The 23,040-nt window shown below is 37.4% G+C and carries 20 protein-coding genes; 13 read left to right on the top strand and 7 right to left on the bottom strand.

Annotation, left to right across the window (positions count from 1 at the left end):
* Nucleotide 1 precedes the first annotated feature (1 nt).
* Together HCO57_RS09805 and HCO57_RS09800 are read left to right on the top strand one after the other, a co-directional pair.
* A complete protein-coding gene (locus tag HCO57_RS09805) occupies nucleotides 2–355 on the top strand; it encodes an arsenate reductase family protein (protein ID WP_167988883.1) in 354 nt (117 codons plus the stop codon).
* Complete coding sequence (locus HCO57_RS09800; protein ID WP_167988882.1) at nucleotides 352–1,245, top strand: DMT family transporter; 894 nt, start codon at nucleotides 352–354, stop codon at nucleotides 1,243–1,245. Before HCO57_RS09805 ends, HCO57_RS09800 begins: the two co-directional genes overlap by 4 nt.
* Here the strand turns inward: HCO57_RS09800 and HCO57_RS09795 are convergent.
* Nucleotides 1,229–1,705, bottom strand: coding sequence for an acyl-CoA thioesterase (locus HCO57_RS09795; protein ID WP_167988881.1), 477 nt, complete (start codon nucleotides 1,703–1,705; stop codon nucleotides 1,229–1,231). The two genes, HCO57_RS09800 and HCO57_RS09795, sit on opposite strands and share 17 nt — an antisense overlap.
* Nucleotides 1,706–1,810: 105 nt before the next feature.
* On the opposite strand from HCO57_RS09795, the gene HCO57_RS09790 reads away from it, so the two are divergent.
* Complete coding sequence (locus HCO57_RS09790) at nucleotides 1,811–2,788, top strand: NAD(P)H-dependent flavin oxidoreductase (protein WP_136950482.1); 978 nt, start codon at nucleotides 1,811–1,813, stop codon at nucleotides 2,786–2,788.
* Nucleotides 2,789–2,793: 5 nt separating this feature from the next.
* On the opposite strand, the gene HCO57_RS09785 is transcribed toward HCO57_RS09790, so the two are convergent.
* Nucleotides 2,794–4,440 (bottom strand): FAD-dependent oxidoreductase, encoded by a 1,647-nt coding sequence (locus HCO57_RS09785; protein ID WP_167988880.1) that lies wholly within the window; start codon nucleotides 4,438–4,440, stop codon nucleotides 2,794–2,796.
* A gap of 204 nt (nucleotides 4,441–4,644) precedes the next feature.
* On the opposite strand from HCO57_RS09785, the gene HCO57_RS09780 reads away from it, so the two are divergent.
* From HCO57_RS09780 to HCO57_RS09760, 5 genes are all read left to right on the top strand, one after another.
* The gene (locus HCO57_RS09780; RefSeq protein WP_167988879.1) at nucleotides 4,645–5,604 is read left to right on the top strand and encodes a YheT family hydrolase; all 960 of its coding nucleotides are present in this window, start codon (nucleotides 4,645–4,647) and stop codon (nucleotides 5,602–5,604) included.
* Between the two features lie 64 nt (nucleotides 5,605–5,668).
* The gene (locus HCO57_RS09775) at nucleotides 5,669–7,024 is read left to right on the top strand and encodes a DUF5689 domain-containing protein (RefSeq protein WP_167988878.1); all 1,356 of its coding nucleotides are present in this window, start codon (nucleotides 5,669–5,671) and stop codon (nucleotides 7,022–7,024) included.
* A gap of 55 nt (nucleotides 7,025–7,079) precedes the next feature.
* Entirely contained in the window at nucleotides 7,080–7,550 is a 471-nt protein-coding gene (locus HCO57_RS09770; protein WP_167988877.1) for an ankyrin repeat domain-containing protein, read from the top strand.
* 6 nt (nucleotides 7,551–7,556) lie between these two features.
* A complete protein-coding gene (locus HCO57_RS09765; protein WP_167988876.1) occupies nucleotides 7,557–8,180 on the top strand; it encodes an NUDIX hydrolase in 624 nt (207 codons plus the stop codon).
* A 1-nt stretch (nucleotide 8,181) separates the two neighbouring features.
* Nucleotides 8,182–8,958: an amidohydrolase gene (locus HCO57_RS09760; protein WP_136950488.1), complete on the top strand. Its 777-nt coding sequence runs from the start codon at nucleotides 8,182–8,184 to the stop codon at nucleotides 8,956–8,958.
* On the opposite strand, the gene HCO57_RS09755 is transcribed toward HCO57_RS09760, so the two are convergent.
* Both HCO57_RS09755 and HCO57_RS09750 read right to left on the bottom strand, forming a co-directional pair.
* Nucleotides 8,942–10,561 carry an Ig-like domain-containing protein gene (locus HCO57_RS09755; protein ID WP_167988875.1) on the bottom strand — a complete coding sequence of 540 codons (1,620 nt, stop codon included), beginning with the start codon at nucleotides 10,559–10,561 and terminating at the stop codon, nucleotides 8,942–8,944. The two genes, HCO57_RS09760 and HCO57_RS09755, sit on opposite strands and share 17 nt — an antisense overlap.
* A 60-nt stretch (nucleotides 10,562–10,621) precedes the next feature.
* Complete coding sequence (locus HCO57_RS09750) at nucleotides 10,622–11,320, bottom strand: ComF family protein (RefSeq protein ID WP_410492686.1); 699 nt, start codon at nucleotides 11,318–11,320, stop codon at nucleotides 10,622–10,624.
* 38 nt (nucleotides 11,321–11,358) lie between these two features.
* Here HCO57_RS09750 and HCO57_RS09745 point away from each other — a divergent pair, with 38 nt between their 5' ends.
* A complete protein-coding gene (locus HCO57_RS09745; RefSeq protein ID WP_167988873.1) occupies nucleotides 11,359–12,255 on the top strand; it encodes a hypothetical protein in 897 nt (298 codons plus the stop codon).
* A gap of 37 nt (nucleotides 12,256–12,292) precedes the next feature.
* On the top strand, nucleotides 12,293–13,834 hold the full coding sequence (locus HCO57_RS09740) for a glycine--tRNA ligase (RefSeq protein WP_167988872.1): 1,542 nt from the start codon (nucleotides 12,293–12,295) through the stop codon (nucleotides 13,832–13,834).
* A gap of 62 nt (nucleotides 13,835–13,896) precedes the next feature.
* Here the strand turns inward: HCO57_RS09740 and HCO57_RS09735 are convergent, their stop codons facing one another.
* Nucleotides 13,897–15,687 (bottom strand): T9SS type A sorting domain-containing protein, encoded by a 1,791-nt coding sequence (locus HCO57_RS09735; RefSeq protein WP_167988871.1) that lies wholly within the window; start codon nucleotides 15,685–15,687, stop codon nucleotides 13,897–13,899.
* A 444-nt stretch (nucleotides 15,688–16,131) separates the two neighbouring features.
* On the opposite strand from HCO57_RS09735, the gene katG reads away from it, so the two are divergent.
* On the top strand, nucleotides 16,132–18,366 hold the full coding sequence (gene katG, locus HCO57_RS09730) for a catalase/peroxidase HPI (RefSeq protein ID WP_167988870.1): 2,235 nt from the start codon (nucleotides 16,132–16,134) through the stop codon (nucleotides 18,364–18,366).
* A gap of 53 nt (nucleotides 18,367–18,419) precedes the next feature.
* Here the strand turns inward: katG and HCO57_RS09725 are convergent, their stop codons facing one another.
* A complete protein-coding gene (locus HCO57_RS09725; RefSeq protein ID WP_167988869.1) occupies nucleotides 18,420–20,486 on the bottom strand; it encodes a TonB-dependent receptor family protein in 2,067 nt (688 codons plus the stop codon).
* Nucleotides 20,487–20,524: 38 nt separating this feature from the next.
* Between HCO57_RS09725 and HCO57_RS09720 the strand changes: the two genes are divergently transcribed.
* Together HCO57_RS09720 and HCO57_RS09715 are read left to right on the top strand one after the other, a co-directional pair.
* Entirely contained in the window at nucleotides 20,525–21,286 is a 762-nt protein-coding gene (locus HCO57_RS09720) for an exodeoxyribonuclease III (protein WP_167988868.1), read from the top strand.
* A 73-nt stretch (nucleotides 21,287–21,359) separates the two neighbouring features.
* Complete coding sequence (locus tag HCO57_RS09715; protein ID WP_167988867.1) at nucleotides 21,360–22,400, top strand: aldo/keto reductase; 1,041 nt, start codon at nucleotides 21,360–21,362, stop codon at nucleotides 22,398–22,400.
* Here the strand turns inward: HCO57_RS09715 and HCO57_RS09710 are convergent.
* Nucleotides 22,397–22,876: an Lrp/AsnC family transcriptional regulator gene (locus tag HCO57_RS09710; protein WP_167988866.1), complete on the bottom strand. Its 480-nt coding sequence runs from the start codon at nucleotides 22,874–22,876 to the stop codon at nucleotides 22,397–22,399. The two genes, HCO57_RS09715 and HCO57_RS09710, sit on opposite strands and share 4 nt — an antisense overlap.
* Between the last annotated feature and the right edge of the window lie 164 nt (nucleotides 22,877–23,040).

Raw genomic sequence — 23,040 nt, 5'->3', positions numbered from 1 at the left:
CATGAAAACAATATTTTATCTAGCCACTTGTAAAACCTGCCAAAAAATCTTAGAAGAATTACAACCTTTAGATGGGGTGGAGCTAAGAGAAATTAAGGAAAAAGGAGTTACCCCGGAGGAATTAGAAGTCATGAGAGGCTTAACAGATAGCTACGAATCTTTGTTCAGTAGAAGGGCTATGTTGTTTAGACAACGCGGGTTAAAAGACCAATCCCTAACAGAAGAAGATTATAAAAATCTAATCTTAGAACACTATACATTTTTAAAAAGACCGGTAATTGTGGTAGATGATAGCATTTTTATTGGCAATGCTAAAAAACAAGTAGAAGCCGCTAAAGAAGCCCTACACGGATGAACCAAAGAACGCTAGCAATTCTAGCGGCCTTCGGGGCAACCTTTATCTATGCGCTTACGCATACTATTGCCAAAGGCGTAATGCCAGACTATGTACAACCTTTTGGGTTTATACAACTTAGGGTTACGGGAGCAGCAATACTATTTTGGCTTGTTTCTTTCTGGGGTCCTAAAGAAAAAATAGATAGGAAAGATTATTTACGAATGTTGGTAGCTGCCACCCTAGGGATGGTGACCAATATGCTTGCGTTTTTTAAGGGTTTACAATTGTCTACTCCTATTAATAGTGCGGTACTCATTACTATTAGTCCAATAGTAATTGTATTACTTTCTGCCGTTTTTTTAAAGGAAAAGGTTTCTTTAAGAAAAGGGGTTGGTATAGGGCTTGGTCTTATTGGGGCGTTGGCCTCCATTTTATTTGGTCAAGAATTGCGGCAAGATGCGCCTAATATTCCTGTGGGGAACGCCCTGCTCATTGTTAATGCAGTCTCTTATGCAGGGTACCTTATTGTAGCCAAAAAATTAGTAGAAAAATACCACCCATTTACGTTTATGAAATGGTTGTTTACCCTGGCGATATTCATAAATCTGCCCGTTACTTTTACAGAATTTGCAGCAATTTCTTGGACACAAATGCCGCTCTGGGCTTATGGTACTATAGCTTTTGTGGTAGTAGGGACTACCTTTTGTACTTACTTGTTTAACATTTTTGCCATGCGCCAATTAAAGCCAAGCACACTAGGAGCATTCATTTATCTGCAACCTGTTATGGGAATAATTTTTGCTGTACTAGTAGGTAAAGACCAGCTAAGTCCTATAAAGGTAATAGCTGGCGCCTTTGTATTAGTGGGTGTTTATTTGGCAAGTAAAAAGCCTAAGCCAAGTCCTTAGGGATTTTTGCAAATTTGCGTGTATCCTTTTTGGTTAAAAATCTAAAATCTTCTGCACGTTCTTCCTGTAAGAAAACGTCTAAAATCTCTTTAGGTAATCCTGTTAAACTTCGCTTTTTCATATCAATAAAAGCACCCATCATTTCGCAATGTGCTACATTTCTACCTTTATAATCGTAAAAGTTGTGATGAAATTCAAAAAACATTCCATCTTCACTTAAGCCTTTCCATTCTAGAGAAACGCGTATAGGTTTGCCTGGGAAAACCTCTTTAAAGTAGTACATGTGTTCATAAAAAACTACCGGACCAATCCCATACTGTTCAAACTCCTTGTGCCCAAAACCTATTTGGGTTAAGTAGGCCATACGGGTATGGCTCATAAAGTTAATATAAGCAGAATTGGCCAAATGTCTGTTGGCATCTACATCACTCCAGCGAACTTCAAAATCCTTTAAAAACATAGTACTAAATTTTATTATGCATGCATAGTATTCACAAAAATAACATAGATTTGAAGAGTAGCTTTATATTTAAGCTGAATTATCTAAAAATTTAAACTGAAGACAATGAGCCAAAAAGCAGCTTTTATAGATCAACTTTCCTTGCCAGCCATTTCTGCGCCTATGTTTTTAATCTCTGGTCCAGAATTAGTTATAGAATGTTGCAAAAACGGAATAGTAGGTACATTCCCCGCGTTAAACCAACGTTCTAGTGAAGGTTTTGAAGAATGGTTAATCCAAATTAAAACCGAATTAAAGCAATGGGAGGAGGAAACGGGTAAAAAAGCGGCTCCTTTTGGTGTCAATATAGTGGTACACCCTACCAATCCAAGAGTTGAGGCAGATGTTAAATTGTGCGTAAAACACCAAGTACCTTTAGTAATTACCTCGTTAGGAGCGGTACAAATGGTGGTAGATGCAATCCATAGCTATGGTGGCCTAGTTTTCCACGATGTAATTAAGAAGAGGCATGCTCAAAAAGCTGCTGAAGCTGGTGTAGACGGATTAATTTTAGTGGCTGCAGGTGCCGGGGGTCATGCAGGTACTATAAATCCTATGACCTTGGTGGCAGAGATTAAAACGTTTTTTGATAAGACGATAATTTTATCGGGTTGTATCTCTAACGGTAGAGATATTGCCTCTGCTATGCAGATGGGAGCGCATTTAGCATATATGGGTACACGATTTATCAATACCAAAGAAAGTTTAGCGCCTACAGCGTATAAAGATATGATTGAGGATTCTGGCGCTAGTGACGTAACCTACACAAAGGCAATTTCTGGAGTGCATGCAAACTTCTTGAGTAAAAGTTTGGCAGCTGCCGGACTCACAGAGGAAGATTTAGCAAAAGATCAAAAAATAGATTTTGGTAAAGAAATGGATACGGAGGCAAAAGCATGGAAAACCATTTGGAGTGCTGGCCAAGGGGTTGCTAGTATAGAAGATACTTTGCCTGTTGCAGATTTAGTGACTAAACTTAAAACCGAATTTAAATCTGCTATAGAGGAACAAGCTAAATTGTTAGAAACCTTTCCTAAGGACTAACTTTATTAGATAGATATTTTTTTAAGGTCGGCCAGGTACTGATGTACTTGGCTTACGGCCATAGAACCTTCACCAACGGCAGATGCTACCCGTTTAACAGAGCCTTTACGGACATCGCCCACGGCAAAAAAGCCTGGAATACTAGTTTCTAGAGATTGCGGTTTTCGAGTTTTAAAAATCTCACAGGCTAACAATTTCTTAGCATCAATGCCAGGACCTGTACAGATAAAACCTTTTTCATCAGTCTCCACTAAATCTACAACCCAATCCGTGCAAGGTTTGGCGCCAATAAACGTAAATAGATTAGTAATTTTCTCTTGCTTTTCACCCTCTGTTTTATGTTGTAATACAACCGATTCTAAATGGTACTGACCGTGTAATGCTTTTACTTCTGTGCTTTTTAAAACGGTGATGTTGTCAGCGGCCAAAATGCGTTGAACTAAATAATCACTCATTTTTGCCCCAAGGTCTTCTCCTCTTATAATAACAAAAACTTTTTTAGCGTGGTCTGCTAAAAATAGCGCTGCTTGCCCTGCAGAGTTACCCCCGCCAACAACGCCAACCAATTCGTCTTTACAGGCAGATGCATTCATTCCGGTAGCGGAATAAAAAACGCCGCTACCCTCGTATTTTTCTATGGTAGAAAGGGGTAATTGACGGTATTCTGCACCCGTGGCAGCAATTACAGCTTTGGCCTGTATTACCTTGTTATTTGTAGCAGTTACGGTAAAACAACCTTCATTGTGGGTTACTTTTTCTGCGCGATGAGGTATAGATATATTACACCCAAACTTCTGAGCCTGTACGTAAGCTCTGTTGGCTAAATCACTACCAGAAATTCCTGTGGGGAATCCCAAATAGTTTTCAATCTTGGAGCTCTTGCCCGCTTGTCCTCCAGGCGCTTTACTATCTATTGTTACTACATTTAGTCCTTCAGAAGCGGCATAAACACTGGCCGCTAAGCCTGCTGGTCCTGCGCCAATGATTAACAAATCAAAAACAATGTCTTCAAATTCCATTAGAACACCGGTGTAGGTAGCAAGTTGTTCTAGCGATGGGTTTTGGCAGATTTCTGCTTCGCTATTAATGAGAAGGGGCAAATCTTCTTTAGTGCGTCCAAAATGTGTTAATAAGGCTTCCGCATCCTCTGAAGCATCAACATCTAAAAAATTATACCATAGATGGTTTTTATCCATGAAATCCCGAATAGCATAGGTTTCTTTAGAATTAGAAGAACCTATTAATTTTAAGCCACCTTGGTATTGAGAAAGTACTGTTTCTTGCCGTAATAAAAAGGCATTCAATAATACATCACTTATTTCGCTATGCTTGGCAATAGCTTCCTTTAGTTGTTGAGATGTTAAACGCAGTACGCAGGTTTTAGCCTGTGCTATTCCATTAAACTGAGCACTTCTGTGAGATAGCATACCGCTATCCCCAGTAAATTCATTCTTTTTATGAATGGTTAAAGGTTGATGTTTATTAGCCGGATTTTCAATGGTAATTTGACCGTCCATTACCACAAAAAAATCATATTGCTGGTCGCCTGCTTTAATGATGGTAGTACCTTCTGAAAAATGCTCTATGGTTCCAAATTGCTTCAATTGTGCAATTTGCCGTGCTGTTAATTCTGGAAACTTTTCGTCTTTCATAAATCCTTTTTAAGCTTTAAAAATAGTCCTATTACGCCTAAAAGTTAATCTGTGTCCAGTTTCTAAAAAGCGGGTTTTGCATAGGTATTTTAAACAAGAATACATCTTATTGCTAAAGTTTAGCTATCCTTTAAAAATAATATAACTTTTCTAGTATGGCTATGCTTGCGTAAAATTGTAGTTTGGTACTATAAAAGCTTTAACATGCCTTTAATTCCCTCTGACTACAAACCACCTTTTATTTTTAGAAATGGGCATTTTTCTACCATTTATGCAGGTGTTTTTAGAAAGATAAATGATGTTATTCAAAACAGGGAGCGTCTAGAACTACCAGATGGGGATTTTATGGATTTGGATTGGAGCGAGAGCAAAGTGCCTACTCATAAGGTATGCATATTGTTGCATGGTTTGGAGGGTAATGCGCAAAGACATTACATTACAGGTTCTGCAAAATCTCTTAATTTAAACGGGTACGATGTTTGTGCAGTGAATTTTAGAGGTTGTAGTGGGGTGCCTAATAGGTTGTATAAAAGTTATCATTCAGGTGCATCAAAAGATTTACACCAAGTTGTTGCACATATTTTGCAACACAAGAAGTACGAGCAACTTTATTTAAAAGGTTTTAGTCTTGGTGGCAATGTTATCTTAAAATATCTTGGAGAACAGAGCGTTTTGTCTTCCAAAATAGTAGGTGCTGTAACGGTTTCTGTGCCCTGTAGTTTAGAGAGTGCCTGTGCCAAACTTTTGGCCTCTAATAATGCATTGTATTCTAAACGGTTTAAAAAAACTTTGTTAGAAAAGTTATATGCCAAACAAGCACAATTTCCCGATAAACTCTCGGTAGAGCAAATAAAAAGTATAGCTTCTCTTAAAGACTTTGATGATGTCTACACGGGTCCTGCTCATGGTTTTAAGGATGCCATTACCTATTATACCAAATGTAGTAGCAAGCAGTTTTTAGCGGGTATAAAAGTGCCTACATTGCTAATAAATGCTAAAAATGATACTTTCTTAGGACCAGAATGCTATCCTTATGAGGAAGCTGTTGCTAATGACTTCCTAAATTTAGAGGTGCCAGATTTTGGCGGACATGTTGGTTTTTGGGGAAAACAAAATATAAGTTACACAGAAGAACGTTGTATACAGTTTTTCAAAAACCTATAATGCTGATTTGTTTGTGGTTATCATTTAATTATACTACTTTGGAGCATGCCAAACCATTAACAGGATGCACCAAAAACTACTTTGTTTAGGTTTTTTAGTGCTGTTTTTTTTAGGATGCGTAGTTGATAAAGACTTTGAAGCTCCAGAGCAAAATTGCCTAGCGCCTTGGAAACCTAACACTACTTATGAGGCAGTAAAAGGTCTTTATAAGGGAGAAACAGTACAAATATTACAAGATTTGGTTATCGAAGGTTACGTAACCTCTTCTGACCAAGCGGGCAACTTTTTTAGTGTATTGCATTTTCAAGATAAACCAGAGAATCCAACAGATGGTATGCAATTACAATTAGATGTAAGGGCTACCCATTTACGGTATCCGCCTGGGAGCAAGATTACCATAAACCTTAATGATTTATACCTAGGACAAAGTAAAGGTGTTTATACGTTGGGTGGTACTTTTGTTGCTTTTGGTGCCACAAGTGTAGGGCGTTTACCGGCACTCAAAGTGCCAGAACATTTATTTGTAAGTTGCGAGCAAGGGGCTATAATTCCTAATAAACTAGCGCTAAAAGATATAGATAGTACCAAAACTAACACCTTAGTTCAATTTGAGAATATGGAGTTTGATGCTACCTTGTTAGACAGCACTTACGCTCAACCGCAAGTTACTGTGGATAGAATGCTTTTAAATTGCCAAGATGAAACCTTAATGTTGAAAACAAGTGGCTTTTCAGATTTTTCTTCTGCAATTTTACCAGCTGGTAGTGGTACTATTACTGGAGTTTTATTAAGGGAACGTAATGATTATTTTCTGGTATTACGAGATACTTTAGACGTGCAGTTTACTAAAGAACGCTGTGCAGCTGTAATTACTGAATTTACTAGTGATGCTTTATTTTTTACAGAATTGGCAGACCCTAATAACAATGCAGATGCTCGTTTTATAGAATTGTATTATGCTGGTAATGAAAATTTATCTCTGAATAAGTGGTCTATACAACGTTATACCAATGCAAATACCGAAGTAAGTTCCGTAATAGATTTGTCAGAGATTGTATTAGAACCAAATACATTCCTTATAATCGCTAAGAATGCATCAGAATTTGAACGGGTATATGGTTTTAGTCCAGATATGGAGGCCGGGAGTAATAGTCCTGCCGATTCTAATGGTGATGATAATCTGTTCTTGGTAGACCCATTTGGGACTGTTATAGATGCTTTTGGCGTCATAGGTGAAGACGGTACGGGTACCAATCATGAGTTTGAAGATGGTAAGGCAATCCGCAATAGCAATATTATAAAGGCAAATCCAATCTTCTCACCAGAAGAATGGCAAGTTTTTAATGATTCTGGTTCTCCAGACACGGTAAATAGCCCTCAAAATGCTCCAGAAGATTTTTCTCCAAGCCAGAGAGATTAACATACCCTAAACACTAAGTTGTCCTTAAAATTGGCTATCTTCAAATGGTGAAATTATGGAAGAAAAAAACAGTTTTTTTAACGAGATAAGAAATGGCAACGCTACTGCAGTTGGCCAGATGATAGCAGCGCAACCAGATTTGGTAAAAGTGATAGATGATAGAGGGTCTACCCCCTTAATACTAGCAGCTTATTACGGACATGAAGCCGTGGTTACAGAACTGCTAAAACACCAAATTTCTATTGATGCAAAAGACGGTACTGGGAACACGGCACTTATGGGAGTTTGTTTTAAAGGCTATACTGCTATAGCAAAAATACTCATAGAAAGCGGTGCAGATGTTAACATAACCAATGCTATGGGTGGAACGTGTTTAATTTATGCGGCAACATTTGGCCATAAAGATATTGTGGCATTATTGTTAGAAAATGGTGCAGATAAGGGAGCTAAAGATGCTCGCGGAAATACGGCTTTAGACCATGCAAAAATGCAAGACAAAAAAGAATTGATGAGTTTGTTAGAATAAGAAGTTTTGGCAAAACAAGAACAACTCAATTTAATAAAACGGCTTATTTCTTTATCAGACTTGGGCTTATTTTATGCCCAAGACCCTTATGACCAAGAGCGCTACACAGAGCTTAAACAAATAGGACTGGAATTGTTAGGAAGTGTTACTGATGTTCCACTTAAACAATTAAAGCATTTTTTTATGCCACCAGAAGATTATCCTACAGCTAAAGTAGATATACGTGCTTTTGTGTTGAATGATGCTGGTCATATTCTTTTAGCCCAAGAAGGTTCTGATGGTAAATGGACTATTCCAGGTGGTTGGGCAGATATTGGCAATACACCAAAAGAGGTGGCAGAAAAAGAAGTTTGGGAAGAAACAGGTATTGCGGTCAAGGTAAACCGCTTGTTAGCTGTTTATGATAAGCAACGGCATCCACACCCAGAAGAGCCTTTCTACATTTATAAATTAGTATATGCTTGTACAATGGTTGGGGGCGAATTAAATCATGGATTTGATATGCTAAATGCTGCATGGTTTGCCCTAGAAAACCTGCCAGAGCTTTCTACACCAAGAATTTTAAAATCGCAACTAATACAGCTGCATGCTATGGTATTAGAGAATAAGTTAGAGGTATATTCAGATTAGGATGAAGAATGATTTAAACGTAGCATTGGTGCAAACACATCTATTATGGGAAAACCCTGTAGCCAATAGAAAACAATTGGAAACTAAGATTAAGGCTATAGATGCGGATACAGATGTAATAGTATTACCAGAAATGTTTACCACAGGGTTTACAATGCAACCGCAAATTATCTCTGAACAGGAAACAGAAAAGGCCGTTGCGTGGATGCAAACCTTGGCTAAGGAAAAGGATGCTGCTATTGTTGGGAGCTTGGCTTTTAAAGAAAAAGAAGATTATTACAATCGGTTATTGTTTGTAGCGCCTAGTGGCGATTTACATGCCTATGACAAAAAACATACCTTTACTTTGGCGGGAGAGAACAAGGTCTATAAGTCTGGAATAAAAAAAATCACCATACCGTTTAGGGGATTCAGCATCTGCCCGTTAATCTGTTATGATTTACGTTTTCCGGTTTGGGCTCGGAATACAACGGACTATGATGTGTTGCTCTACGTCGCTAATTGGCCAAAGCCTAGAATTACTGCCTGGGATACTTTGCTAAAAGCCAGAGCGATAGAAAATATGGCATATTGTATTGGGGTGAATAGAATAGGCATAGATGGGTATGGGTATGAATATCCAGGACATTCTGCCGTATATGATGTTTTGGGTAATCCTTTAGCTTTTTCAGAAAAGGACGAGGTGCTACACGTACAACTGTCAAAAAATCATATTACTCAAAACCGAGAAAAGCTTCGGTTTTTAGATGATAAAGATGCTTTTACTCTGCTATCGTAAAGGTGTTTTCGTACTCAGAGAAAGCCCTGATATCCATCACATCAGGATAGTATATTATTTTCTCTGGTTGTTTTCCTTTTAAAAAATTACCTGTATCCCATTTGCCATTTTCATTCGCATCAAAAATAACACGCACCCTATATTCTCCAGGAAGTAGTTGGCCAAAATCTATAGGTGTAAATTCGGTTAATGTAATCTCCCTTACCAGTTCATCTTTCGTATCTGTAAGTTGTACAATTACGGGGAAGGTTACATTGCCAGCAAGATTAAATGTTAAATCACCATAATCTGCTAAACTACCTGTAGTTAAGGTTGTTTTTATGCTGTCGTTGGCCTGGCCAAAAAAATCAGTCATAGCACCAGGTAGCGCTGTAATATAATACTTTTGATTGTCTAGTAATTCAAAATTAAGGGCAACCTCATTGTTTATCGTATCTAGAATAGGAGAAATACTTACTTGAGTAGAATCTATATTCAATACCTGGAAATAGGATGAATCTATGTTTGTTAACGGTGTAGTGGCAGTGTATTTAAATTGCTCCCTAAAATTAATTCTACTGCTATGGCTTGGGCTTATTTTTAAACTATCTAAAGCCAACTTTCTTGTTTTTACCGTAAAAGTATCTTTAGTTTTCCATTGGTTATTGGTAACACTAAAAACAATAGAGTCTAAATCTGTTGGGGTAATCCAATAGTTTAGAGTGTCTTTGTCTTTTTCTTTTTTCACTATTGTTTTAACACTGTCTGGTAAAATAGTGAGTGGAGTTATTTGCGTGCTATCTCCAGCACCAGAATATCCAAAAATAATCTTGTTCTTTGCCACATAAGAAGGTACTGCTGCGGTAAAATCGGGTACTTCTTTAAACAGACTCAGTAAATAAATAGAGTCAGTGGGCAGGGTAATAGTATCTTCTAAAAACGCTATTTTATCTGCGCGTTGGTCAAAAACATTGTTTTTGCCTGCATCTTTTAATCCAAATAGTTTGTATTGACCAGCTTTTAAATAGCTAAGCTTAAATATGGGTAAACTATCTAAAGTATTGGTCATATAATTTGGTGGGTATTTGTAGATGGTAGAGTCGTTGTAAGCAGTATCAATTTCATAAAGCATCACACTAATAAATTCGTCTGCCTTTCTCTTAAAAGCATCTTTAACCGCGCCGCTGAGCGTCAAAGAATCAATTACATCTCCAGTAGAAAATACATAAGTAAATAGATTGTACGGATTACCTTCGTTATGATCTACAATACTTTGTCCAAAATTGATGGTGTATGTAGTATTTTCTCTTAAAGTGTCTTTAAAAACAATTTCAATGCTTTTACTTGCCGAACCTTGTGGTGTAATTTCTGGCTGGTATTTAAGTGGTGGAGAAATTATCAATTGGTCTTGTAAATCCTTTAGCTTAATATACTCATCAAACTCTAGCTTTATTTTTTTACCCTTAAAATTTTTAGTGAGGTTGGGGGGTGTAGCCTTTTCTAAAACAGGAGCACTAATATCTTTTGGACCACCAGAGGGGCTGCCCCGTCTTGCACATTGCCAAAGGGTGATTACAGATAACAATAAAAAGGTAAGACTTAATAATTTTTTGAGCAATTTCATTAGCGATACTTAGCTAGAACAAAGAAACAACATATTCCGTAATGCCAAAGTTAACTTCTGTTAAGGAACTACGGCTAATGTGGCTACGTATATATTTACATTTGGTATGGTGTGTAAAGCATTAATGCAGGCCTCTAAGGTTGCTCCAGTAGTGATTACATCATCTATAAGTAAGATAGACTTGCCATTAAGTTGAGTTGCATCTTTAACTTTGTATAGCTCTTGCACGTTTTTCCATCGGTTTAACCTAGTTTTCTTGGTTTGCGTACGCGTATTTGCGGTTTTATACAAAATCTGAGGCAAATATGAAGTGTTCAATTCATGGGCTAAAGCTTTACCAAAACCATCTAACTGGTTGTAGCCGCGTTGTTTTAATTTTTTAGGATGAAGCGGTACTGGGACAATTCCCGCTAAAGAAATATTAGCAAAATCGTTTGCAATTTTCTGTCCAAACCAAGCGCCAAAATAGCTGCCTATTTGCTCCTGATTTTGATATTTTAAGGCGTGTAAAAGCTGTTTTGCTTTGCCATTTTTATGAAAATACAAGAACGATGCCGCCTTACTTATGTGTGCTCTGCCATAAAAAATACGGTCTACGGCATTTTCTTCAGAAAAATTTTGATCGGTGAACGGCAAATCGTGCCGACAAAACGTACATAAAATATGTTCTCCCCTAAATAATTGTTCATTACATCCAAAACATAGTTTGGGCAATAGGATAGAGTTAATATCGTTTATTATATTTGACGACCAATTCAAAATCATAACTTTTACCTACATATCAGCTACCTAAAAAAATGGAATCTCAAGATACCAATTTCAATTATAAAATAATACTTGCCGCTTTGGTAGCTGTCATCATTGCTATACTCATAGCTTTTTACTACAGCTATGCACAGAGTCAAAACCAATTAGTGTATCTAGAAGACGAGAAAAAATTATTGGTAAAAGACCTGGCTTTGATGAAGGCAGAGGTAGACCGTTTAGCGGGTTTAAATGAGGTGAATGATATTGAATTACAGTCTTCTAAGTTTCGCATAGACGAATTGATGGATTCTGTAGGCCGCTTAAACTTTAATATTTTAAAATTAAAAGAAGACCGCAAATTACTGCGTAAACTAGAAGCGCGCTTTGATAGTTTAAAAATCAAAAACAATTTCTTACGCTACAACAATCAATTGCTGACAGAAAAATATTCCAAAACCGTTAGGCAGATAGAAGATTTAAAAGGAAAGACAAGTACGTTGGCAGAAGCAGAGGCGGTAGCAAGGCGTAAGAACCTAGAGTTAACCAAAGAACTTAAAGTAAAGAGCTACTTAAAAATGCAGCAAGCAGAAGGAGCGGGCTTTAGGTTGCGTGCTGGTAGACCATTAAAAACGAACAAGGCAGACGTCATAGAAAAACTACGCGGTTGCGTTACTATTTTAGGTAATCCTAACGAACGTGGTGAAGTTAAGGTAATTTACTTTCAATTTTTAGATCCAGACATGGCCGTTATAGAGGATAATGCAAGCCTAATAAATGTGGCCGGCAATACCTATAGCAAACGTGTAGAAATTGTGTACATGGGTAAAGAACTAGATGTATGCGATGCTATTACAATTCCAGAAGGATCTATAAAACCTGGAATCTACACCTTAAATGTATTTGAGGGCGAAAGACTGCTTACCTCTTCAGAATTTCAGTTAAAATAAGGTTTACTCTTTTGCACCATTGTTTTACATTTGCCAAATGGCAAATCAAGAAGACGTTTTTAAGAAGGTAATATCACATGCCAAGGAATATGGTTATGTGTTTCAGTCTAGTGAAATTTATGATGGTTTAAGCGCTGTTTATGACTATGCCCAAAACGGAGTAGAGCTCAAAAAGAATATCCGTGAATACTGGTGGCAAGCTATGGTGCAATTGCATGATAATATTGTGGGTATAGATGCTGCAATCTTTATGCACCCAACCACATGGAAAGCCTCTGGCCACGTAGATGCCTTTAATGATCCCTTAATTGATAATAAGGATTCTAAAAAAAGATACCGTGCAGATGTTTTGGTAGAAGATTATGTAGCCAAAATTGAAGCTAAAATAGACAAAGAAGTTGCTAAGGCTGCCAAACGATTTGGAGCTACTTTTGACAAAGAACAATTTTTAGCTACCAATGGTAGAGTAAAGGATTATCAAGAGAAAGCAGATACTATTCTAAAAAGGCTAGGACAATCGTTAGAAAAAGAAGATTTAGCAGATGTAAAAGCCTTGATAGAAGAGTTAGAAATTGCCTGTCCTTTATCGGGCTCTAAAAACTGGACAGACGTTAAGCAGTTCAACTTAATGTTTGGCACCAAACTAGGAGCTACTGCAGAAAGTGCAATGGATTTATACCTTAGACCAGAAACGGCACAAGGCATATTCGTTAACTTTTTAAATGTACAGAAAACAGGAAGGATGAAAATTCCTTTTGGAATTGCCCAAACAGGTAAAGCATTTAGGAACGAGATTGTAGCTAGGCAGTTCATCTTCCGGATGCGTGAGTTTGAGCAGATGGAAATGCAATATTTTATAAAGCCAGGTACTCAGAAAGAGTGGTACGATGCTTGGAAAGAAAAACGCCTAAATTGGCATTTATCGCTAGGAATGGGAGCAGATAATTATCGTTTTCATGACCACGAAAAACTAGCGCACTATGCAGATGCCGCGTGTGATATTGAGTTTAAATTTCCATTTGGATTTAAAGAGTTAGAAGGTATCCATTCTCGTACGGATTTTGATTTAGGCAGCCATGAAAAATATTCAGGTAAAAAACTACAGTATTTTGACCCAGAAGAAAATAAAAGTTATGTGCCATATGTACTAGAAACTTCTATAGGTTTAGATAGGATGTTCTTAGCAGTTTTTGCCAATAGTTTGGTAGAAGAAGAACTAGAAAATGGAAGCACACGTACGGTATTAAAGTTACCTGCTGTATTAGCGCCAAATAAAGTAGCTATTTTACCATTGCTTAAAAGAGATGGTTTGCCAGAAGTAGCCCAAAAATTAGTAGATGAATTAAAGTGGGACTTTAACATTACTTATGATGAAAAGGATGCTGTAGGGCGCAGGTATAGAAGGCAAGATGCCAACGGAACACCATTTTGTGTAACTATAGACCATCAAACTTTAGAAGATAATACGGTTACTATTCGCCATAGAGATTCTATGGAGCAAGAAAGAATACCAATAGACCAAGTAAAAGAGATTGTATCTAAAGCGGTAGACATTCGCTACTGGTTGCAAAAAATTTAAGTTTTATTTAAAGATATAAAAAGGGAGGTTACTAGTAACCTCCCTTTTTTATGGAACCGAACTTATTGTTCTATGACAATTTTACCATAAACAACATCCTCTATGGTTAAAATGTAAATACCATTTGCTAAAGAAGAAGTGTCTATAAAATTACCATTGTAGCTGCCCGTTAACGCCTCTTTTCCTGCTAGGGTATGGAATTGATATCTACTCCCCTCTGCTTCATTTGTTATTTGTAACTGGTTACTTGTTGGGTTAGGATGAGCTACCACTGCCTTATTTTCTGTAATATTAGTCTGTAAACTTACCATGGCGCTTACTTTTTTTAAAGTAATCTTATCTAAGTTCCATTGCCATGCGTCGTTACCAGCTCTTATTCTTAGGATATGATTGCCAGCCGTAAAATTGGCACGCTGTGGTATAGTAAAATCAGTAAAAGTGTTCCAGTTGCCTGTATTTGCTAAGGTATTTGTAAAGAAGGGCGTATTTACAATACCAAATTCAATACTTCTGTTGGCAAGTGGAGTTGCATAGGTATAGGTAACTTCATAAGCACCAATCTCAGGGATATTTATAAGGTAATCCATATAATCACCACCATTAACATAATTAATAATAGTACCTGCTTTGTTTGCTCCAAAAGGAACTAAGCCATCATTAAAAGAACCGTTAGTAGCGGAAAACCTTTCTGCTTGTATGGTGATACTATTTCCACTGGCGTTAGTGTCAACAGGTTTATATGTTCTAATCCAATCCACCTTCATAGTATTACGCGCAGGATTGTTTAGTTGAGCATCTGTAGGGGTACGGTTGGCCTCCACGTGCCAATTCTGTGACTCCACATTAATTATAATATCCATCTCTTTAGTAAATCCATTGCCATTCTGATAGTTGTAAGGGTCTATTATACTAACAGAACTTGCATTACTAGCTGCTTGTAGTGTACTCAAAGAATAATTACTTGCTGTTGCATAGGTAATCATTTTTTGAAAACCAGTCGCAGCATCAAAATCTAGTTGACCATTAGTCATGGTAGGATAGGTATAGCTCCAGGTCCCGTTTCTGTTGGTGGCAACGGCCTTATCATATAAAACTCTAACCAAATTACCATCAATATAATATTCAAAATGGGTAGGGCTAATCCAATGCACCCCAATCCTTACATAGCGCCTATTTCCATTATTCCAATGGTAAGAGCCCCAATCAGAAACTCCGTTTTGGCTCCACCAGCTGTCAAAATCCCTAGGTTGATAATCCGTAAACGGTTGTCTTACAAAAGAATGATGGCTTAAATGTATAAATTCAGAAAAGAAAGCATTGCCTTGTTCATTACCCCCATAACATTCTATAATATCTATTTCTTGTGTATCGTCTGGACTCAATAACCAGACATCAGAGGCCAAAACAATATCCGCTACGCTTACCCGAGCTTCTACAAAAACGGGGTATTTAACCCTAGAATTACTCGTGATACAACCTGCATTAATACCATCATTAGGTCTATTCATTTTATTAGGTAGCACAGATATAGGTTGTGGCTCATTAGCGGTTTTCCATCTAGAGGCTTTTAAAACCAAGTCAGTACCATTAACAGAAACATGATTGTATTTCCAATAGGTTGTACCTGGACCATCCCACCCGTTATGGTAAAAATTGTACCATTTACCACTACCAAAATTACTTTTAGCGTTGGTTGCATTAAATTGATAGTTAAAATCATCCGAAGCACTGGGGACTAATTGCCATGTTTTATTGGCGCCTGGATATGCAGGTACAGGAAAATTGTTCCATTCTTGTGCAAAGGCTAGCGATGCTATTAGAAGAAGGTAAGCACTTAAAACTAATTTTTTCATTAGTTGTTGTTTTTAGGTTGATAATTCATTTTAAATTGATTTGAGGTGTTAAAAATCAAGATGTAATAATTATTGAAAGCTTTCTTTTTAAAATTCTTAATTATTAAGGCGATAATTCATTTTTTGATATAGACAGAAACTGTACAGTCATTGATGAATACGATTAAATGCCGCAGCGAATAAGGGAAACCGCTTGTCTAGCTTATGTTCAATAAACAATACAGCACAATGTTCTTTTTAACGAGTTAATAGCACTGCTGCATAATAAGTAAATACGGGCTTGTAGTGGACAACTAGAGTAGTAGTTATTTGGAAAAATGATGATTATCAAAGTTTCTATAAGAAAAATTAATACTTAGATAATGTAAATGAATTATCAATCAATTAATTTTAAGGGAAACAGACTTAATTTCACACTGTTATCAATACTAAAACAACTTTATAATGGGAAATAATCAGCACACAAACGAGGCGTGGGACGTTAATGATTCTGCTAAATGTCCATTTTTGAATGGCGAAATGAGTAAAACTGCACCTGGTGGTGGTACTTCTAATAAAGATTGGTGGCCTAACCAGATGAATTTGAATATTCTTAGGCAACACTCTACACTAGTAGATCCAATGGATAAGGATTTTAACTACGCAGAAGAGTTTAAAAAGTTAGACTTAAAAGCAATCAAAAAAGATTTAACAGATTTAATGACAGAGAGTCAAGAATGGTGGCCAGCAGATTATGGGCATTATGGTCCATTCTTTATCCGTATGGCGTGGCACTCTGCAGGAACGTATAGAATACACGATGGTCGTGGTGGTGCTAGTTCTGGTTCTCAACGTTTTGCTCCATTAAATAGCTGGCCAGACAACGCTAGCTTAGATAAAGCTCGACTCTTACTTTGGCCCATTAAAAGAAAGTATGGTAAAAAAATTTCATGGGCAGATTTAATGATTTTAGCTGGGAATGTAGCTCACGAGTCCATGGGGCTTAAAATGTTTGGTTTTGCTGGTGGTAGAGAAGATATTTGGCAAACAGAAGAAGATATATATTGGGGCTCAGAGACAGAATGGCTTGGGAGTGATAAACGTTATGAGGGTGGTAGTCTAGAACGCTCTTTAGGCGCTGCTCATATGGGTTTAATTTATGTAAATCCAGAGGGGCACAATGGTAATCCCGATCCTGTAGAGGCTGCTAAGTATATTAGAGAGACTTTTGGCCGCATGGCAATGAACGATTACGAAACTGTAGCGTTGATTGCAGGCGGACATACTTTTGGTAAAACACACGGTGCCGCTGATCCAGAAAAGTATCTGGAAGCTGAACCTGCAGGAGCAGGTATAGAAATGCAAAGTATGGGCTGGAAAAATAATTTTGGTACTGGTATGGGAGCAGATACCATTACATCTGGTCTAGAAGGTGCTTGGACAGATACGCCAACCAAATGGAGCCATAAGTATTTAGAAAACCTATTTAATTATGAATGGGAGCTAACTAAAAGTCCGGCTGGAGCATGGCAGTACAAACCAAAAGGAGATGCAGGTGCTGGTACAGTACCAGATGCACACGACCCAACTAAAAAGCATGCGCCATTTATGTTGGTTACAGATTTGTCTTTGCGTATGGACCCAGATTATGAAAAGATATCTAGACACTTTTTAGAAAACCCAGAGGAGTTTGCAGATGCGTATTCAAGAGCATGGTATAAACTTACGCATAGGGATATGGGGCCGTTGAATAGGTATTTAGGTGATGAGGTTCCAAGTGAAATATTAATCTGGCAAGACCCAATCCCAGCAGTAGACCATGAGTTGGTGAATGGTGATGATGTAGCACAGTTAAAAAAGAATATTCTAGCCTCTGAACTTTCTGTATCAGAATTAGTGAGCACGGCTTGGGCTTCTGCAAGTACATTCCGTGGTTCTGATAAGCGTGGAGGAGCAAATGGTGCACGCATCCGTTTTGAGCCACAAAAAAGTTGGAAAGCGAATAACCCAGAGCAGTTAAGTAAAGTCTTGGAGGTTTTAAGTAAAATTCAGTCTGACTTTAATGATGCTCAATCTGGTGATAAGAAAGTATCTTTAGCAGACCTTATTGTTTTGGGTGGTGCAGCAGGTGTAGAACAGGCGGCAAAAGATGCAGGCTATGCTATAGAAGTGCCATTTAAGCCAGGAAGAATGGATGCTCTAGAAGAACAAACAGATTCGGAATCTTTTGAGGCCTTAGAGCCAATTGCTGATGGTTTTAGAAACTATTACAATCCTAAATTTGATGCAGCTCCTGAAGAATTATTAGTAGATAAAGCACAATTACTAACCTTAACTGCTCCAGAAATGACAGTTTTAGTAGGTGGTATGCGTAGCATGAATGCCAATTTTGATGGTTCTAATCACGGAGTGTTCACAGACCAGCCTGGTACGCTAAGTAATGATTTCTTTGTTAATCTTTTAGACATGGCAACCACATGGAGTGCGGCAGATGACAGCGAGCAGGTGTTCCATGGTAAAGATAGAAGAACTGGAGATGTTAAATGGACAGGTACTAGAGCGGATTTGATATTTGGTTCTAATTCTGAGTTAAGAGCATTGGCAGAGGTGTATGCTACAGATGATGCTAAAGAAAAGTTTGTTCACGATTTTGTTGCAGCGTGGAACAAAGTCATGAATTTAGACAGATTTAAGGCCTAAGAATTTTTAGGTATTTAAAATTAAAAGCGACCTGTTAATCTAGGTCGCTTTTTTTATAAGCTATACTTGACATGTAAGCCAATATAAAAATTGCGACCATTGCCTGGATAAAAATACCTGGGCTGATTGCCACCAAAACCAACGGCATTAATTAACACAGATTGGGCATAATTGGTGTCAAAAATATTATTTATACCAACGTTAAATTGGGTTTCTAAAATAGGACTTAGTTTGGGGGTAAAGTAAATTTTAGTGTGGAAGATGTTATAAGCATCACTATAAACGGTATTTGCATCGTCTAAAGGTATTTCTGCCACGTAATTGTGATTTAGATACCATCCAAACTTATGTAAATGTTGTAAGCTAAAACCTGTGTTTAGTCGGTGTTTGGGTACGCCTGTTAGGGCGTTTCCATTATAATTAATACCATCATTCACAAATTCGTTAAACTGATGTAGACTTAGGGTGTAGTTGGCATACGGCTGTAAGTCCCACTTTGGTGCTAATGTTAAATTGGATTTAAGGTCTAGTTCTATGCCCTTATGCGTCGTTTTCCCTGCGTTTTTACCAATAAATTGGTCTTCTCCTACCCGTTCTGCTACTAAAAGATTCTCCACTTTCATAAGATAGGCATTGGCGGACAGATGAATTCTTTTCTTTAAAAGCGATTGTTGCAATCCAATTTCATAGTTCCAACCAGTTTCTTGAGCAATATCCGGATTTATCACTCCATCTGGGGTTAAAGTTTCTTCTAAGTTTGGATTAGAAAACCCACGGCTTACATTGGCAAAAATTGAACCATTCGTCAAAGTATATTGCAAGCCAAAACTTGGATTAAATATGGGGTCAAATTTGCGCTCCGCAGAGCTATTTGTACCATCGGTTACAAAGCGGTCGTTAAAATCGTAAGACGTGATGTTAACGGATAATCCTACTTGTGCCGTTAATTTATCAGATAGCGGATAATTATAGTTTGCAAAGCCAAACCATTGCGTTCTAAACTCTTTATTTTCACTTAGTTTATCGCCTTGTAAACTGCCGTTATCGTTGTTCTCCCGGTATAAATTTTCAAAGGTTTCCCAAAAATATTCGTCCTTATAAAGTTCAGTTCCAAAACTAAAGTTACCCCCTAAGGCTTTCCCTTTAAAAACGGAACGTAAACCAAATCCGCTAGTAAATTCATCTAAAATATTAAAAGGTCTTGGCTCAAAATGGTCTAAATACGTATAAAAAATACTGGTGCTATTAGTTAGCATAGGGTTAAAACTATAGGTGTAGTTTACTCCCGCTAAAGTATATTTGTTAGCCTCAAAGCCCTGAGCAGCATTCCAGTTGGCAGCTGCAATTTCAGGATTATTTTCAAAATCCGTTTTATTTATGGAGCTAGGAATCTGGGCTACATAGTCTATGTAATTCACCAAAACATCTAGTTTGCTCTTTTTATTAAGTAAAACGCCAAGGTTTACTAAAATACCATCACGGTCAAAAGAATTATTCTGTCTATATCCGTTGGTGCCAATACTATTGTAGCTCACATTTAGGTGCAATTTATCGGTTTGCTGGCTTAAACTTATATTTTCTTTTAATAATTGATAAGAACCTAAAGTAGTGCTGCTTTTAAGTTCAGAATTACCAGCATTTGGAGCTTTACTATTTAAAATTATAGCGCCACCTAAATTAGCGCCATAACTGCCACCTTTGGGTCCTTTTATAACTTCAATATGGCCTAAGGTTGCTAAATCATAAGCTTCTATAGAAGAAAACCCACTACCATTTGTTACAGGAATATTGTTATAGTACAACCGTAATTTATCCGTCCCATATAGTGTTCTAGCGCCAATTCCCCGCATGGTAATGCGGTTAGTATTCAAAGCTCCAGAAAGTACATGGACCCCGGGAATCTGATTTAATACTTGCGGAGCGTCTAAAGGGCCAAAAGCATCAATTTGTGCTGAGGTTATGCTGCTAGAGGGGGTAATACCATAAGCATTTTTAATGGTGAGCGATTTAGATAAAATAACTTCGTCTAAAAAGGTGATAGAATCTTGTTGAGCGCTAAGTTGTTGCCCAGTGAAAAGCAATACAACTATCGGTAATATCCATGGAAAATAAACTTTCATCGGTATAAAAATGGCTATTTTTAAAGCAAATTTAGAGGATGAAGATAGTATCTTATAACGTAAACGGCATACGTGCAGCATTAAATAAAGGTTTTTTAGATTGGTTGGCAACGGTAGACCCAGATGTGGTATGCTTGCAAGAGACTAAAGCCATGAAAGAGCAATTAGACCTGGGCTTGTTTGCAGAGGCGGGTTATGAGCATAACTATTGGTTTAGCGCCCAAAAAAAAGGGTATAGCGGTGTGGCTTTACTCTGTAAAAAACAACCAGACCACATAGAGTACGGCACAGGTATAGACTATATGGATTTTGAAGGTAGAAACATAAGAGCAGATTTTGGAGATATTTCTGTTATGAGTATGTACTTACCTTCCGGAACCAATATAGCACGCTTAGATCATAAATTAATGTACATGGCAGATTTTCAAAAGTATGCAGATACACTTAGGAAAACACATCCTAATTTAGTGGTTTGTGGGGATTACAATATTTGTCACCAACCAATTGATATTCATGACCCAGTGCGTAACAAAAATGTTTCTGGATTTTTACCTGTAGAAAGGGAGTGGATAGGAGATTTTATAGCAAGCGGTTTTATAGATAGTTTTAGAGAATTTAACCCAGAGCCAGATAATTATACCTGGTGGAGCTACCGAGCAAACGCTAGGGCTAATAACAAAGGCTGGAGATTAGATTACGGAATGGTGAACGATTCTTTAAAAGACAGACTAAAGCGTTCTGTAATTTTATCAGAAGCTAAACACAGTGACCATTGCCCTATTTTATTAGAAATAGATTAGAAATAACAATGTTTTAAAAGGTTTTAGGGCGATGTTGTCCTAATTTTACCCATTTAGAATTTATTAGACCAAGATGAAGTATACCAGATTACCCAATACCAATATTAGAGTAAGTAAAATTTGTTTAGGGACTATGACCTGGGGCAGGCAAAATTCTGAAGAAGAAGGTCACGCCCAAATGGATTTTGCATTAGATAAGGGGGTCAATTTTTTTGATACGGCAGAACTATATCCAGTGCCAGCCAAAAAAGAGTTGTATGCGGTTACAGAAGAAATAATCGGTAGATGGTTTGTGAAAACAGGCAATAGGGAAAAGGTAGTACTGGCAACTAAAATTGCGGGAAATGGGGATTATACAAAATTCATTAGAACTACAGGTTTTGCTAAAGACGCTTTAATTACGGCGGTTGAAGGCAGTTTAAAGCGCTTGCAAACAGATTATATAGATTTATATCAATTACATTGGCCAGAACGCGATACCAACTATTTTGGTAAACGTGGTTATGATGCAGACCAGCACGATTTTTGGGAGGACAATATTCATCAAGTATTAGAAACGTTGAGGGATTTGGTACGACAAGGTAAAATTAGAGAAGTTGGTATCTCTAATGAAACGCCTTGGGGCGCCATGCGTTACTTAGAAGAGAGTAAGGTGCATCAGGATTTACCGCGCATGCAAACCATACAGAATCCGTACAATTTACTTAACCGATTGTTTGAAGTTGGTCTATCAGAAGTTGCCATGAGAGAACGTATAGGGCTTTTGGCATACTCACCTTTGGGTTTTGGTACCCTAAGTGGTAAATATCTAGGAGAAGTGCCACCAAGAAAGGGACGGGTAACTTTATTTCCGCAATACAATAGATATAGCAATGAGAATGCTGTTGCGGCTACCAGAAAATATGCTGCTTTAGCAGAAGAACATGGGTTGTCTTTAGCGCAAATGGCATTAGCTTTTGTGAACACAAGACCGTTCTTAACCAGTAATATTATTGGTGCAACATCTTTAGAACAGCTAGATGAAAACATAGCTTCTATTAACATAACCCTACCCAATACCGTTTTAGAGGGGATAGAAGAAATACACAATACAATTCCAAACCCTTCGCCTTAAGAAAATAATGCGTTGTCAGGGGAAAAAGAGATATGTCTAGACAGTTTCTCTTCCAAGGAAAGAAAGGAATCTATTTTTTTAATGCCTTTTATAGTGAGAATTTCTTGCTGATAAACGTTTCTAAAATGGATGTTGTCTTGCGTATGTACCTTTACCAAAACATCATACTTGCCATTAATATGATGAATTTTAACTACTTCTTTTATGGTGGCTAATTGGTCTATCACTTTAATATAATCTACAGGGTTGTTTAGATGGAGCATTAAAAAAGTGGTCATTTTGCAATTTATAGCAGCATAATCTAGTTCTAGTGTTGCTCCTTTTATAAAGCCCATCTCAGTCATTTTTTTTACCCGAGCATGTACTGTGCCAGATGAAATGATAAGTTTTTTAGCAATTTCTGTATAAGGCATTTGCGCATTTTTTGTAAGGAAGTCAACTATTTGGTAGTCTATGTGGTCCATTTTCTGTTTCATATGGCGTAATAGGTTGATGATTAATGTGCTAGGCTATTAAAGATACGCGCCTTTGTAATAAAATGACAGATGCAACTATTAAAAATCAACGGTATAAATTAACACATCGTTAATAAAAAACCGTTTAAATCTCATATTCATAAAAAAGCCATTTTTAATAATAA

The organism is Croceivirga sp. JEA036 (genome assembly GCF_011882165.1).
GTDB lineage: Bacteria > Bacteroidota > Bacteroidia > Flavobacteriales > Flavobacteriaceae > Croceivirga.
Note: the sequence above shows the minus strand (reverse complement) of the source record. Positions and strands in the feature narration are given on the sequence as shown.

Coding starts and splice junctions, on each gene's coding strand:
- HCO57_RS09805 (WP_167988883.1), top strand. CDS start 2: ATGAAAACAATATTTTATCTAGCCACTTGTAAAACCTGCCAAAAAATC.
- HCO57_RS09795 (WP_167988881.1), bottom strand. CDS start 1,705: ATGTTTTTAAAGGATTTTGAAGTTCGCTGGAGTGATGTAGATGCCAAC.
- HCO57_RS09775 (WP_167988878.1), top strand. CDS start 5,669: ATGCACCAAAAACTACTTTGTTTAGGTTTTTTAGTGCTGTTTTTTTTA.
- HCO57_RS09760 (WP_136950488.1), top strand. CDS start 8,182: ATGAAGAATGATTTAAACGTAGCATTGGTGCAAACACATCTATTATGG.
- katG (WP_167988870.1), top strand. CDS start 16,132: ATGGGAAATAATCAGCACACAAACGAGGCGTGGGACGTTAATGATTCT.
- HCO57_RS09755 (WP_167988875.1), bottom strand. CDS start 10,561: ATGAAATTGCTCAAAAAATTATTAAGTCTTACCTTTTTATTGTTATCT.
- HCO57_RS09770 (WP_167988877.1), top strand. CDS start 7,080: ATGGAAGAAAAAAACAGTTTTTTTAACGAGATAAGAAATGGCAACGCT.
- HCO57_RS09735 (WP_167988871.1), bottom strand. CDS start 15,687: ATGAAAAAATTAGTTTTAAGTGCTTACCTTCTTCTAATAGCATCGCTA.
- HCO57_RS09790 (WP_136950482.1), top strand. CDS start 1,811: ATGAGCCAAAAAGCAGCTTTTATAGATCAACTTTCCTTGCCAGCCATT.
- HCO57_RS09800 (WP_167988882.1), top strand. CDS start 352: ATGAACCAAAGAACGCTAGCAATTCTAGCGGCCTTCGGGGCAACCTTT.
- HCO57_RS09740 (WP_167988872.1), top strand. CDS start 12,293: ATGGCAAATCAAGAAGACGTTTTTAAGAAGGTAATATCACATGCCAAG.
- HCO57_RS09785 (WP_167988880.1), bottom strand. CDS start 4,440: ATGAAAGACGAAAAGTTTCCAGAATTAACAGCACGGCAAATTGCACAA.
- HCO57_RS09745 (WP_167988873.1), top strand. CDS start 11,359: ATGGAATCTCAAGATACCAATTTCAATTATAAAATAATACTTGCCGCT.
- HCO57_RS09725 (WP_167988869.1), bottom strand. CDS start 20,486: ATGAAAGTTTATTTTCCATGGATATTACCGATAGTTGTATTGCTTTTC.
- HCO57_RS09720 (WP_167988868.1), top strand. CDS start 20,525: ATGAAGATAGTATCTTATAACGTAAACGGCATACGTGCAGCATTAAAT.
- HCO57_RS09780 (WP_167988879.1), top strand. CDS start 4,645: ATGCCTTTAATTCCCTCTGACTACAAACCACCTTTTATTTTTAGAAAT.
- HCO57_RS09715 (WP_167988867.1), top strand. CDS start 21,360: ATGAAGTATACCAGATTACCCAATACCAATATTAGAGTAAGTAAAATT.
- HCO57_RS09710 (WP_167988866.1), bottom strand. CDS start 22,876: ATGAAACAGAAAATGGACCACATAGACTACCAAATAGTTGACTTCCTT.